The sequence below is a fragment of the Pseudomonas sp. 008 genome (assembly GCF_016861935.1).
In the GTDB taxonomy this organism is placed as follows: domain Bacteria; phylum Pseudomonadota; class Gammaproteobacteria; order Pseudomonadales; family Pseudomonadaceae; genus Aquipseudomonas.
In genome coordinates, this window is record NZ_BOMA01000003.1 from 1 (window position 1) to 14267 (window position 14267).

6 protein-coding genes are annotated in these 14267 nt (G+C 61.0%); all 6 read right to left on the minus strand.

The window, feature by feature from the left end:
* On the minus strand, positions 1-6632 hold a 6632-nt coding region (locus JUI81_RS07270; RefSeq protein WP_204124006.1), incomplete at its 3' end, for a filamentous hemagglutinin N-terminal domain-containing protein.
* A 24-nt stretch (positions 6633-6656) separates the two neighbouring features.
* Positions 6657-8363, minus strand: a complete 1707-nt coding sequence (locus JUI81_RS07275) for a ShlB/FhaC/HecB family hemolysin secretion/activation protein (protein WP_204124007.1) — start codon at positions 8361-8363, stop codon at positions 6657-6659.
* Positions 8364-8700: 337 nt separating this feature from the next.
* The gene (locus JUI81_RS07280) at positions 8701-9249 is read right to left on the minus strand and encodes a cupin domain-containing protein (RefSeq protein WP_008011722.1); all 549 of its coding nucleotides are present in this window, start codon (positions 9247-9249) and stop codon (positions 8701-8703) included.
* A gap of 381 nt (positions 9250-9630) precedes the next feature.
* Complete coding sequence (locus tag JUI81_RS07285) at positions 9631-10926, minus strand: FAD-binding oxidoreductase (RefSeq protein ID WP_019648644.1); 1296 nt, start codon at positions 10924-10926, stop codon at positions 9631-9633.
* 52 nt (positions 10927-10978) lie between these two features.
* The gene (locus JUI81_RS07290) at positions 10979-12469 is read right to left on the minus strand and encodes an aldehyde dehydrogenase (RefSeq protein ID WP_204124008.1); all 1491 of its coding nucleotides are present in this window, start codon (positions 12467-12469) and stop codon (positions 10979-10981) included.
* Positions 12470-12679: 210 nt separating this feature from the next.
* The gene (locus JUI81_RS07295) at positions 12680-14056 is read right to left on the minus strand and encodes a glutamine synthetase family protein (RefSeq protein ID WP_018930106.1); all 1377 of its coding nucleotides are present in this window, start codon (positions 14054-14056) and stop codon (positions 12680-12682) included.
* Positions 14057-14267: the final 211 nt, after the last annotated feature.

The window sequence follows — 14267 nt, forward strand, 5'->3', positions numbered from 1 at the left end:
GCATCAATGGTCTGACTGACGCTTTGCTGATTCACCTCTTTGAGGTCGATTCGCAGACCTTCGACGGCCTTGATCGTGATGTTGCCTTTGGCAATCATCTGGGTCTGGCGCAGTGTCTCGTCGGTATTGCCCTTGCCTTTCGATGAGGTCCAGAAGGCGTCGCCATCACTCTTGGTGTGGCTCTCGTCATGCAGGTCCTTCACCCCTTCAAAGGTGATGGAGCCACCACTGTCCAGCGTGATGTCCTTGCCACTCTCCAGCTTCGCCACCTGATAGCGCTGATCGCCCTCGCTGATCAGCGTCAGGTTGCCACCGGTCTTGATCTCGCTGCCGACGTGGGTTACCTGGGTGACTTCATCACGCTGGGTTTTCTTGGCACCCCAGCCACCCTTCTCCTTCATGTCATACAGCGTGTAATCCTTGTTCTGCGCCGCCAGCAGGTTCAGGTTATTACCCGCGTACACATACGCTTCATTCCCCGCGCTGATCTTGCTCGCCACCAGCGTCGTGTCCCCGCCGGAGCGGGTGATCACATTGCCGCCGGCACTGAACTCGGCCGCTTTCTGTACGGTGTGGTTGTCCTCTTCGTGGATGCGTTTTTTGCCGTCCTTGCTGCGGGTTTCGACGTTGTGTTCGTCGCCGGCCGAGGCCAGGGTGAGATCGCGCCCGGCGTCAGCGGTGAGGTCGCCTTCGGCCTTGGCGGTGCTGGCGATGACGTTGAGGTCGCGGCCGGCGTTGAGGGTCAGGTTGCCGCCGCTGGTGACGCTGGACGCCAGGTTTTCCACGGTGGTGGTGATGGTGGAGCGGTGGCCGCCCTCTGCCATGTCGTGGATTTCGCTTTCGTTGCGCGTGGCCAGCAGGTTGAGGTCGCGGGTGGCGCTCAGGCTGGCGTCGCCGCCGCTGCTGATGGCGCCGGAGTTGGTCAGGTCGCGGGCGGATTTGATCGTCAGTGTGTCGCGGGCGCTGATGCTGCCACCAGCGTCGACCTGGGTGCGCATGCCGGAGCCTTCGCCCACGGCGATGGCGGTGCGGTCGTTGACGATGTCGCCCTTGAGGGTGGTGAGGCTGACCTGGTTGCCGCGAATGTCGCCGGCCAGGGCGTTGCGGATGCTGTCCGTGGCCATGAGGCTCAGGCGTTCGTTGGCTTCGACCAGGCCGCCCTGATAGAGGCTGCCTTTGACGTCGGCGGACAGGTCGTGAGTGCCGCGCAGGGTGCCGACGTTGACCAGGTCGTTGCCGGCGATCAGGGTCAGGTCGCGCCCCTGGATCAGGCTGCCGCCGCGCACGTTGCGCGATTCGGCCTGGGCCAGATACAGCACCGGCACCAGCACTTTCTGGCCATCGACGATGCGTTCTTCCATCCACACGATGTCGTGGGTCAGGGCCGCGACCTGCTCGGAAGTCAGGCTGACGCCCAGCGACAGGCTCAGCTCGTTTTTGCTGGCCAGGGCGTTGTCCATCAGATAACGAAATTGCTCGTTATCATCGTTCAGGCCGCTGGCGAGAAAGCGCTGGCCGGTCTTAGCCATTACAGCGTCGCTGATCAGACGGGATTCATAGCGACCGTCACCGAGACGGCGCGCGGCTTCATCGGCGCTGAAGTTGAGCTTGCCCAGCAGGTAATCGGAACTCATGAATGCCGCGGACTGGGTCAGCTCCGGGTTGGTTTCGATCAGGTATCGGCTTTGCGGGTTGCGGCTCTGCACGAACATGCCGTACGGCCCCTTGGGCAGTCGGAATGTCGAGGACGCCGTCGGGTCTACGGCGGCAAATGGCACACCCCGGAAGTCGACCGGGACGAAGCTGACCTGCTTCACGCCATCGGCATCCACGCGCTCGATGCGCGTGACATCCTTGGCCACCTGGGCGCTGGCGTCGGTGCTACGTTTGCCCAAGTTGATATTGATGCCGCCGACCGAGGCGGTCTGGTCGCTGCTCAGCGAACCGGTCAACTGGCCGAAGGTGTTGTCGTAGAGCGTGCCGTTCTGGATGGTGTTGGTGACGCTCAGTCGGACGTTGCCACCGGCTTGCAACACGGCGGCGTAAACGTTGTTGCCGTTTTCATTCCAGGTGGTGACGTCGCTCTGTACCGCGAACCGACTGTCGCTCGACCGGTCGCTCAGTTCCTTGAAACGTACCTCATCGAAATTACCCGCCGCTGTCGCCGCGTTGAACGCCGGGACATCGATGAACTCCATTTTGTCCCAGAGACTATTGTCGATACGACCGGGGGTGCCGATTATCACGACCCGCTGTCCCGAACGTGACGCGGCACCCTGGTTGAGCAGGCTGTCAGCGGTCAGGTCGAGGTTGCCGTTGGCTGCCATCAGGCTGTAACGGTTTTCGACCTGATTGGCGTGAACGGTGAAGTTTTTCCCAGCCACCAGCCGTGAGGCGCGAGAGTCCTTGAGTACGGTGTCGTTGAACTGGGTGGTGATGGTGATCTTGCCGCGTTTCCAGCCGTCGTGTCCCCCGCAGTGCTGACCGCATTGCCAATCCAGGCTGCCGGAAGATTGCCCGGACGTCAGCTCGAATTCGGATTTGGCGTTGACCAGCGACGCCACGTTAATGTCGATGTCGCCTTCGCTTTCGATAGTCCCCGAAAGGTTACTGAACGAGGCCGCACGGCCACCATCAGGGGCACTGAACGTCAGGTTGCCGCGGCTGTAGATATCACCGAAATAGTTGCTCAGGCTGTTGCCGTGCAGCTCCATCGCACCGCCGCTGAACAACAGCGTATCGGCGCCGTTGCTGATGCCATTGGCCGCCTTGAGCGTGACCTTGCCTTGCGCGCCGAGGGTGCCTTTGTTATCGATCCGGGCCGCCGTCACCGTCAGGTTTTGATTGGCGATCAGGCGGCCGAGGCTGTCGAGGGTGCCACGCAGGGTCAGTTGTGTGTCGCCGCCACTGACCAGACGACCATCGCGCTGGATCAGATCGTTGGCGCCGATGGTCAGTTTTTGCTTGGCCGAGACTCGGCCACTGTTGAACAGATTGCCGCCCAGGGTCAGCGACAGGTTGCCGTCGCTGAGCAGCTCGCCGGCGTTGGTCAGGTTGGCGACATTCAGGCTCAGCGCCGAAGCGCTGGCGATACGGTCACCGGCATTGAGGGTCAGGTCTTGGGCGCTGGTGTAGGTCAGGCCACCGTTGAGTTGCCAGGTGCCCACCCCGTTGACTGAGCCGATGTCCCAACTGCCATTGCCCAGACCGGTGAGGCTGCCCTGGCTGCCGGTCAGGTTACTCAGGTCAAGATCGAACAGGCCTTGCGCCGCGTGACGTACGCTACCACTGAGGTTATTGAGCTGAACGCCGCTGAGGATCAGGTCCTGGCTGCCGATCTCGATAACGCCGTTCTGGTTGTTCAGGTTGCCGGTCAGTTTGATCTGACTCGACGCGCCACCGAGCGCGCGGACCTGGCCACCGACACTGTTATTCAACTGTCCGCTGATGAGGTTCAGGTCGGTGGCCGATTCGATCAGCCCGCCCTGGTTGAGAATCTGGCTGACGGCTTCAAGCCCCAGCCGCGTGCCGCTGATCTCACCGCCGGCGTTGTCCAGGCTTGAACCATCGAAGATGACCTGGTCTTTGCCGAACAACTTGCCAGCACGGTTGGTCAGGCGAGTGACCGTCAATTGCAAGTCACCCAGCAGACTGGAGATCAGCCCGGCCTTGCCGTTGACGGCGCTGTTGTCGAGGTCGGCAGCGGTGATATCCAGGCTGTCGGCCTGAAGAGTCCCGCCCTGGTTCTGCAGGCTGCCCTGGCCCAGCGCCAGTTCTGCGTGGCTGCCGTTGGCGAGGATCACACCTTGCTGGTTTTGCAGGCTCGCGCCGACAATTTTCAGGCCATCGCTGCCGGCAATGATCTGGCCTTCGTTGCGGTTGTCGACGGCCGTGCTGCTGATATCCAGACGCTTGCCACGCAAGGTGCCGCCACGGTTGTCGAGTTCCGTCAGTCGGGTGAGCAGTAGGCGTTGATCACCGGCGTCGACCACGCCGGTGACGTTGCTGAGAACACCGGCGATTTTCAGTTCGATGGTGCCATCGCTGCTGACGATGCCGCCCTTGTCGTTGTTGCTTAGTTGCCCTGCGGTGACGTCGATGGTTTTACCGAGCAGGACACCGGCACTGTTGTCGACCGTGTCACTTTCGATCTGCAGACCGGCTTCGCTTTGAATCCGGCCCTTGATGTTCAACAACTGTGACTGACCGGGGGCCGTCTGCTTGAGGACCAACCGTGCGCCGTCAACGCCCGCCGCTAGCAGGCCGTTATCGCTGTTGTCGAGGCTGGCGGCTTGCAAGTCCAGGCGATCACCCATGACCCGCCCGCCACGGTTGTCGATGCGCCCGCCTTCGGCGACCAGCAGCAATTGCTGACCGGCCACGACACCTGCGCGGTTGTCGATGCTCGCGGCATGAATGTCCACGTCCCCGTGGGTGGCCTGCAATCGGCCCAGGGCACTGTTCAGGTGTTGAGTGACGATCAGCGTGAGCTTGCCAACCCCAGCGCTCATGGTGCCGTTGGTGTTCTGCGTGAGATTGTCGAGTGTCGTATGGACGGTGCCGCCCAGCAGCTTGCCCTCGGTGTTATTCAGGTCGCGGCCAACGAGTTTGAGGCTTGTGTTGCCCTGAATCAGCCCTTGGGTGTTGTCCAGATCCTGGGTAGCCAGAACGCTGTCTCCGGACGAGATCGTGCCTTGGGTGTTGTCGAGTTTGCCGCGGCTGGTCAGCTCGAGGGTTTTGCCCGTCAGGCTGGCGTTGCGGTTGTTGATGCTCTGGGCGGTGACGGTCAGTTTTCTTGAGGCCTGCACCTTGCCGTCGTGGTTATCGAGGTCTTCGTCGAGGGTCAGGTTCAGCGCACCGCCTTCAGCGCTGATCACGCCTTTTTGACTGTTATCCACGCGGGTGGCGTTGACGGTCACTTCATCGGCAACCAGCGTGCCGCCCTGGTTGAGCAGTTCGCCGCCGGACACCGACAGAGCGGTCTGAGCCTGAATTTTGCCTTTGCCGTTGTCCAGGCGCTCACTGGCCGTGACCTTGGCGTTGGTCTGATTGGCCGCGATCAAACCGTTGGTGTTATCGAGTTGACGGGTGACCAGGTCCAGACGGCCGGCAATCATTTTGCCATCGCCGTTCTTCAGCTCCCGGGCGTTGAGCGTCAGGCTACCGTCGGCGATTTCGATGCGGCCCTGGCGGTTGTCCAGGCTGTCGAGGGTCAGGGTCGCGGCCTGGCCATCGGCGAAGCGAATCAATCCGTTGAGGTTGATAATGGCCGGGGCGTTGAACGCCAGACGACCTTCGCCGAAGATCCGCGCATTGATCCCCTGGTTGAGCAATCGAGCGGCATTGAGCGTGACGTCGCGTCCCTGAATGATGCCGTTCTGGTTGTCGAGCGAGCCATCAGCCTGCACGTTCAAGGAACGGCTGGCCAACAGGCTGCCGCTGTTACTCAGCGCCTGATTGTTGAGGACAAGATCACCGCTGGCGTTGCGGCTGTTGTCGGCATTGACCCCGGCTTCGATGACGCCGAGGTTGGTCAGTTTGCCACCGCTCGTCAGATGCACCGTGTCCCTGGCCGCGAGGCTTTGTCGGTTGACCAGATCTTCGGCGGTCTGCACGGCCAATTGCGTTCCGGCGTATATCGGTCCTTGGGCATCGAGGCTCTTGGCCTTGATGTCGACGACGTTGCTGGCGGTGGCTTTGGCCATGCTCAGTTGGCCGTTGGAGTCGATCTGAATATCCCCGGCGCTGGCCGCCAGTTCCGCCGCCAGCTTCACGCCGACGCCCTGCTCGGTGCCCACCAGCTTGATCGCCCCGGCGTACATGCCGCCCAGGGCCGAAGAGTCGATAGCCAGTTGCGGTTTGGCACTGCCGTCATCGGCACGGGCGGTGGCGTTGAGGTTGTCCGCATTCACGTCGTTGCGACCGGCGACGATGGTCAGGTTTTTTGCATGGATCTCGGCGTTGATCTTCGCGCTGCGGGTGATGATTTCGAAGCCGTCGACCTGGCTGGCATCAAGGCCCGTGCCATCGATGGAGACACTGCCCTGATCGACCTGAAAGCGATCCAGACGACCACTACCGTCCAGCACCGGTTTGCCGGTGGTCAGGGTCACGCGCGGGGTGTTGATGAAGCCGCAGCCGTTGCAACTGATGCCGTAGGGGTTGGCAACAATGACGCGGGCAGACTGCCCTGCCACTTCGGTGTAACCGCGCAACTGACTGGGGCTGCCGCCGATGACTTCGTTAAGTATCGTTTGCGCCCCACCGCTGTTTTTCAGGTGCGGGTTGCCAATGATGATCCCGCCCAACTGCGTCGCACCGGTCTGGCTGGCGACGTTGTTGAGGATCACGCCCTGAGTGCCGACGTTGTAATCGTGGAACTGGTTATGCGACAGACCGCTGCCGTTGGGCGTGGCGATGTTGACGATCGGTATTCCGTTGCCGGCGTTATCCAGCGTGGTACCCGGCGTGCTGACGACGATCCCGTCGGCCTGCGCCCACATCGGCTGCCAGAACATGACGTTGGCCAACAGGAACGCCAGCCCGCGCTTGGGCATGCCCCAGAAGTGTTCACGGTTTTTTAAGGCAGCAGCGGGCTGGCCGGCCAGAAAGGCCAGTTGGCGAACATCCATGATCGAATCTCGTTAAAGCAGAATTTAGAGAAAGAAATCCACGCGGAAATAGATCGGCGCTTCGCGTTCGGTCAGCACGTCAGGGCGTTCCAGGGAATGGGCAAAAGTCACGCTGGCGGCCACATGCTGACCCCGGGCGAACAGCTCCACGGAGTCGCTGGACATGCGCCCGTGCTGATCGCCGTTGTAGCGGTCGCCACGGATCACGCCCTGGTCGTAACCCAGGCTGGTGCCGTATTCAGCGAACACCGGGCGCAGCCATTCCAGCGTCACCGGACGACTCCAGCGCAGGTCGTTGCGCCAGTAGCCGCCGCTGTCGCCGGACAACGACTGGTCCTTGTAACCGCGAATCGACGACTGCCCGCCAAGGCTGGTGCGCTGCGGGCTGAACAGCACGTCTTCACTGCGCTGGCCGGTCATCAGGCTGCTGAAACTGAAGGACTCGCCCCACAGCTTGAACGGCTGCAGATAGCTCGCGGTGGCGGTGTATTTGCGGTAACGCGCGTTCGGCTCGCCGGGGCCCGGATCACCGTTACCCTGGGCGTCGAACGCGCCGATGCCTTGTTGCATGCCCAGGTCGAGGTTGACGAAGGCACTGCCGACCCGCCGACCGTGGTTGATACCGAACTGCGCTTCGCTGATGCGGTTGCTGCTCAGCTTGAGCTTGCTGTCTTCGATGAAGTTGTTGGTGCGCAGGTACGAGAGACCGGTGCCGAGGGAGGTCTTGCTCAGGGCGTCGCGATGGATCACCCGCTCGGCGCGCAGCTGATGGTTTTCGCTGTCGCCGGTCTGCTTGAAATTGAAACCATTGGCCTGGGCTTGCGAGCGGTATTCGCTCTGGCTGTAGGTGTAACTGAAGTTCCACCAGCCCCACGGCACGCTGTAATTGAGCATCGCGTTGTTGGAGGTGTGCTGGTGATCGCTCATCGCATCGTGACCACCACGCAGCATCAACTGATCGGCCAGGCCCAGCGGGCTGTCCCAATCGAACGTCGTGCCCCACTGCTGCTCGCCGGTGCTGCGCTGGCCGTCGTTACTGCGCGACAACCCGGCACGCCACGGCTTCTGCGGCGTGTTCTTGACCAGCACTTCACTGCCACCGACGTTCTTGCCCGGCGACAACTCCATCTGCGCCTGATTCGACGGCAAGCGGTTGAGCTGATCCACCATCTGCTCGATTTCCCGCAGATTGACCAGCTCCCCGCTCTTGCCGGGAAAAGCCATGGCCAGTTCACGGTCCGACAGCTGGCTGCCCTCCGCGCCCTTCAACCCTTCGAGCCGGCCCTCGACCACCAGTACCTTCAAATGCCCACCGGACAAATCCTGCTGCGGCAAGTAGGCACGGCTGGTGACCAGACCCTTCTCGATGTACAGATCGGTGATGACTTTCAGCAACTCGTTGAGCTGCGTAACGCCCAGGCACTGACCGATGTAAGGTTTGAGCAGACGATTTTTCTCGCCGTCCGAAAGACTGTCGGCGCCTTTGAGCTCGATGTCCTTGATGGGGAAACAACGGGCGTCGGCCGGGGCCGTCGGTGGCGCGGGCTTGGCTGCCTTGCCGGGTAATTCCTTGAGCTCTTCGAGACGCCGACGCTGCTCGTCGAGCAAGCGATCCTGACGTTCGCGGATCAGATCGGTTTCACCGGGGGTGGGGGCGGCGTGAGCAAGATTCAGCGGAGAAAGGCACAGCAAAGCCAGGCACAACCTCGCCACGAGGGCGGGTGGGTACATGTTCGATCCCTCGAATGGAGAGTAATGGCACAATGGTGGCTAGATATTAGATGGCCATTATTCTGGCGTCAATGAATGGATCCATTCGATGGAGGTTAAGGGACAACTTGTAATGGCTAAATCGGGCGCTTCCGACGAGAGCGCAGGACGTTTCCTGATGTGGTGTAGAAAAATGCTCACAACACCAAGGCGCTGTAGTCCACAGAGAAAAAGCCAAGTGCCAAACGGCAGGATCTTTTTTTAAGCAATAAAAAACCCGGACTCTGTCCGGGTTTCATTGATAGCGACCATGAACGGCTGCTATCGACTGCTACAGGTTTAATGTCTGCTTTAGGTATCAGAAGTTAGCCGGGGTGTTGGCGCTGATGATTTCTGCCTCATCCGCCCCAATATTGCGAAACCGATGCGGCAGCGTCGTCGGGAAGTAATACCCATCCCCGGCATTCAACACACTAATCTGCCCATCCACCGTCAACTCAACCGTGCCGCGAGTTACGAGCCCACACTCCTCCCCCTCAGCATGCACGATTGGCTCTTCCCCAGAGCTCGCCCCAGGCGCGTATTGCTCGCGCAACAGCCGCATCTGCCGACTCGGCACCGAAGCCCCGATCAACAACAACCGCAACCCATGACGCCCGAGATCCGGCTGTTCATTGGCGCGAAACACGTACTGATGCTCGCGCGGCGGTTGGTCGAAGGTGAAGAAGTCCGCCAAGGACATGGGGATGCCTTCGAGCAGTTTTTTAAGGGAGCTGACGGAGGGACTGACGCGATTCTGTTCGATCAGGGAGATGGTGGCATTGGTGACGCCGCTACGCCGGGCCAGCTCGCGCTGGGACAGTTTGTAGCTTTCGCGTACTAATTTGAGTCGTGAGCCCGTGTCCATGACAGCCTTATGTGAGAACTACTTAAGGGGTAATGGGGGTGGGTGGCGGGCGACTGGTGGCCGCGGATTACGCCGTTTCCCGTCCCGGAACCGTGGAAGGCGGGTATTAAATCACGTTTGTCGGTGCAGCTCAGCAGGTTCGATAAACGGCTGGCAAAAAAGCTGTCGGCTTCTGATGTCAGTCAGTTCTGGTTTAGAAACTGTGGCGAGGGGGCTTGCCCCCGTCGGGTCGCGAAGCGGCCCAAAAACCTGCCCACGCGGCGTATCAGGTACACCGAATGGGCTGATTTTACGACTGCTTCGCAGCCGAACGGGGGCAAGCCCCCTCGCCACAGGATTGATGCGTAGGCTTGGCCGGCGGAGACCGCCGGCAGGTTCAACCTAGATGCCGAAGCGGTCTCGCAAGGCGTAATACGCCGCGCCCATGGCGGTGAGTGGGGCCTGGAAGGTGCGGCCGCCGAGCATCGGCATGTGTGGCAGGGAGGCGAAGGCGTCGAAGCGTTCGGCGTCGCCGCGGATCATTTCCGAGATCAGTTTGCCGGCCAGGTGCGAGCAAGTGACGCCGTGGCCACTGTAGCCTTGCATGTAATAGGCGTTTTTCTCGATGCGGCCGAATTGCGGCATGCGCGACATGGTCAGCAGGAAGTTGCCGGTCCAGCGGTAGTCGATTTTCACGTCCTTGAGTTGCGGGAAGGTCTTGAGGATCTTCGGGCGGATCAGTTGTTCGATGTCGTCAGGCTCGCGGGCGCCGTAGACCACGCCGCCGCCGTACAGCAGGCGGTTGTCGGCGGTGAGGCGGTAGTAGTCGAGCAGGTAATTGCAGTCTTCGACACAGTAGTTATTGGTGATCAGGCTGCGGGCGACCTTCTCCGACAACGGCTCGGTGACGACGATTTGCGAACCGCAAGGCATGCTTTTGCGGGTCACGCGGTTGTCGAGGTCTTGCGGCAGGTAGGCGTTGCCGGCGATCAGCAGGTACTTGGCCCGCACCACGCCTTTGGCGGTGCGCACGGTGATCGGTTCGCCATAGGAGATGTCTACGGCGGCGGATTGTTCGTAGATTTTGCCGCCCAGGCGAATGATCGCAGCGGCTTCGCCCAGGGCCAGGTTCAGCGGGTGGATGTGACCACCCTGCATGTCCAGCAGGCCGCCGACGTAGTTGTCGCAACCGACTTCGCGCTGGATGTCCGAGGCGTCGAGCATTTTCAGGTTGTTGTTGCCATAGCGTTCCCAGTTACGCTTCTGCTCGGCCAGGCCATTGAGCTGCTTCTTGTTCAGCGCTGCGAAGATGCCGCCGGGGCGGTAGTCGCATTTGATGTCGTATTCCTTGATGCGCGAACGGATGATGTCGGCGCCTTCGAAGATCATGCTGCCAAGGACTTCGGCGGTCTTGTCGCCGTAGCGCTCTTCGATTACATCGACGTCGCGGCTGTAGGAGTTGACCAGCTGACCGCCGTTGCGACCGCTGGCGCCGAAGCCGACTTTGGCTGCTTCCAGTACCGTTACGCTATAGCCCGCTTCGCTGAGGAACAGCGCCGAGGACAGCCCGGTGTAGCCGGCGCCGATCACGCAGACATCGCATTCCACCAGTTCTTCAAGCACCGGGTAATCGCCGGTCTGGTTGCGGGTTGCGGCGTAATAGCTGTTTACATGATTTTGTGTAGAGCTGTGTTTCATACATTTCTCCGAGGGCCGCCGGCCTATGCCGGCGACCGCCGCTGTAAAAGTGTTAGAGCTTGATCCAGGTCGCTTTGAGTTCGGTGTACTTGTCGAACGCGTGCAGCGATTTGTCCCGACCGTTACCCGACTGCTTGAACCCACCGAACGGCGCGGTCATGTCGCCGCCGTCGTACTGGTTGACCCAGACACTGCCGGCGCGCAAGCCGCGAGCGAAGGTGTGGGCCTTGCTGAGATTGCTGGTCCACACACCAGCGGCGAGGCCGAAGATGCTGTCGTTGGCGATCTGCAGGGCTTCCTCCGTGGTATCGAAGGTGATCAGCGACAGCACCGGGCCGAAGATTTCTTCCCGGGCGATGGTCATGGCGTTGGTCACGCCGTCGAATATCGCTGGCTCCACGTACAGGCCACCGGTGCCTTCAAGGGTGCGATTGCCGCCAGCAATCAGTTGCGCGCCCTGGTCTTTGCCGACCTGGATGTAGCGCAGCACATTGTCCAATTGGCGCTGATCGACGACGGCGCCGACGGTGGTTTCAGGGTCGAGCGCATGCCCCGGTTTCCAGGCTTGCAGCGCTTCCACCAGCAACGGAATGAACTGCTCGCGGATCGAGCGCTCCACCAGCAGGCGCGAGCCGGCGGTGCAGACTTCGCCCTGGTTGAAGGCAATCGCACTGGCCGCTGCCCGAGCCGCTGCGCGCAAGTCCGGCGCGTCGGCGAACACCACGTTCGGGCTCTTGCCGCCCGCCTCCAGCCACACGCGCTTCATGTTGCTTTGCCCGGCGTAGATCATCAGTTGCTTGGCAATCGCGGTGGAGCCAGTGAAGGCCAGCACGTCGACGTCCATGTGCAACGCCAGCGCCTTGCCGACGGTGTGACCGAAGCCCGGCAACACGTTGAACACGCCTTTGGGAATGCCGGCGTCGAGGGCTAGTTGCGCGATGCGGATCGCCGTCAGCGGTGATTTTTCCGAGGGCTTGAGGATGAACGAGTTGCCTGCCGCCAGGGCTGGGGCGAACTTCCAGCTGGCCATGATCAGCGGGAAGTTCCACGGCACGATCGCGGCGACCACGCCTGCCGGCTCACGAGTGACGAGGCCCAATTGGTCGTGCGGGGTGGCGGCGACTTCGTCGTAGATCTTGTCGATGGCTTCGGCGTTCCAGCGGATCGCGTTGGCGGCCGCTGGAATGTCGATGCTCATGGAATCGCTGATCGGTTTACCCATGTCGAGGGTTTCCAGCAGCGCCAGTTCTTCCTGGTTGGCCAGGATCAAGTCCGCGAAGCGAATCAAGATGCGCTTGCGTTCTGCGGGCGCCAACCGCGCCCAGATGCCGGATTCAAATGCACGGCGCGCGACGGCGACTGCCGCATTGGCGTCGGCTTCGTCGGTGCTGGCGATGTTCGCCAGAAAGCGGCCGTCGACCGGGCTGATGCATTCGAAGGTGTCGCCACTGAGTGCCGGGCAGTATTGGCCGTCGATGAATGCGCGGCCTTCTAGTGTCAAGGACTGGAAGCGTTGCTCCCAGTCGCTGCGAGTGTTTGTCATGGTTGTGACTCGACGCAGAGGAATAGTTGATCGTTCTATTGGTGCCGGCGAATGTCGCGTGTCAGGTGATTTCGATGGTGGCTGTGCTGGTGCCTTCGCGGGCAAGCCTCGCTCCTACAAGGGACGCATCATCCCTGTAGGAGCGAGGCTTGCCCGCGAAGGGGGGCCTCACATTCGACATCAATGGCATTGACCCACCGTTCAGGCCCATCAAACTGTGTGCAGGTACCAGTTGTACTCAAGGTCTGAAATGGAGTTCTCGAACTCGGCCAGTTCGCTTTCCTTGCACGCCACGAACACGTCGATGTACAGCGGGTCGATGTAGCGCGCCATGACTTCGCTGTCGTCCAGTTCGCGCAATGCATCGCGCAGGTTGTTCGGCAGGCTTTGCTCGTTCTGCTCGTAGCTATTGCCTTCCACCGGGGCGCCCGGCTCGATTTCGTTGGTCAGGCCGTGGTGAATGCCAGCCAATACCGAGGCCATCAGCAGGTACGGGTTGGCATCGGCACCGGCGACACGATGCTCGATGCGCACGGCATCCGCCGAACCGGTGGGTACGCGCACCGCCACGGTACGGTTGTCGATGCCCCAGCTTGGCGAGTTCGGTACGTAGAACTGCGCGCCGAAACGACGGTAGGAGTTGACGTTCGGGCAGAGGAACGCCATCTGCGCCGGCAGGGTCTCGAGCACACCGCCGATCGCATGTCGCAGCGCGGCGTTCTGCTCGGGATCCTCGCTGGCGAAGATGTTGTTGCCTTGCTTGTCGAGAATCGAAATGTGCACGTGCAAACCGTTGCCCGCCTGACCCGGATATGGCTTGGCCATAAACGTGGTGTCCATCTCGTGGTCGTAGGCGATGTTCTTCACCAGACGCTTGAGCAGCACCGCGTAGTCGCAGGCCTTTATAGGGTCGGAGACGTGATGCAGGTTGACTTCGAATTGCGCCGGGGCGCTTTCCTTGACGATGGCGTCAGCCGGGATGCCCTGCTCTTTCGCGCCTTCGAGGATGTCTTGCAGGCAGTCGACGTATTCGTCCAGATCGTCGATCAGGTACACCTGCGTCGAGTGCGGACGCTTGCCCGACACCGGCGAGCGTGGCGACTGCGGACGACCGTTCACGTTGTCCTGGTCGATCAGGTAGAACTCCAGTTCGAACGCCGCGCAAATGGTCAGGCCCATGTCATCGAACTTGCTCACCACCTGACGCAGCACTTCGCGCGGGTCAGCAAAGAACGGCTGGCCTTCGAGCTCATGCATGGTCATCAGCAATTGCGCGGTCGGGCGCTTCTGCCAGGGTTCGATGCTGAGGGTATCGGGGATGGGATAGCAGATGCGATCCGAGTCGCCGATGTCCAGACCCAGGCCGGTGCTTTCCACCGTGGAACCGTTGATGTCCAGGGCAAACAGTGACGCCGGCAGGTTGATGCCTTTTTCGTAGACCTTGTGAAGACTGGTGCGCTCGATGCGCTTGCCGCGCACCACACCGTTCATATCCGCAATCAGAAGGTCGACGTACAAAACCTCAGGATGTTGCTTAAGGAATGCGTTTGCTTCGTTGAGTTGAACGGCACGCAGAGGGACCGACATGATGCACCTATTAGCTGTTAATTATTATGTTCACTTCACTTGCGAGAGCCAGTCAACCCGAACGGCAAAGTGAAGTCAATAGCGAACACATGGCCTTTCAGCCTTTATTTTCTGGCCTTTTTTGGGCACCAGAGTGCCATATCAGGCTTGAACACCGCGTAGACCCTCAGCATCGGACGTTCGGCGTTTAGAATTTTTTACATGAGAGTTG

Bases quoted from the DNA above. Each gene is read 5' to 3' on its own strand.
- JUI81_RS07295 (WP_018930106.1), bottom strand. From the start codon at position 14,056: ATGTCGGTCCCTCTGCGTGCCGTTCAACTCAACGAAGCAAACGCATTC.
- JUI81_RS07275 (WP_204124007.1), bottom strand. From the start codon at position 8,363: ATGTACCCACCCGCCCTCGTGGCGAGGTTGTGCCTGGCTTTGCTGTGC.
- JUI81_RS07290 (WP_204124008.1), bottom strand. From the start codon at position 12,469: ATGACAAACACTCGCAGCGACTGGGAGCAACGCTTCCAGTCCTTGACA.
- JUI81_RS07280 (WP_008011722.1), bottom strand. From the start codon at position 9,249: ATGGACACGGGCTCACGACTCAAATTAGTACGCGAAAGCTACAAACTG.
- JUI81_RS07285 (WP_019648644.1), bottom strand. From the start codon at position 10,926: ATGAAACACAGCTCTACACAAAATCATGTAAACAGCTATTACGCCGCA.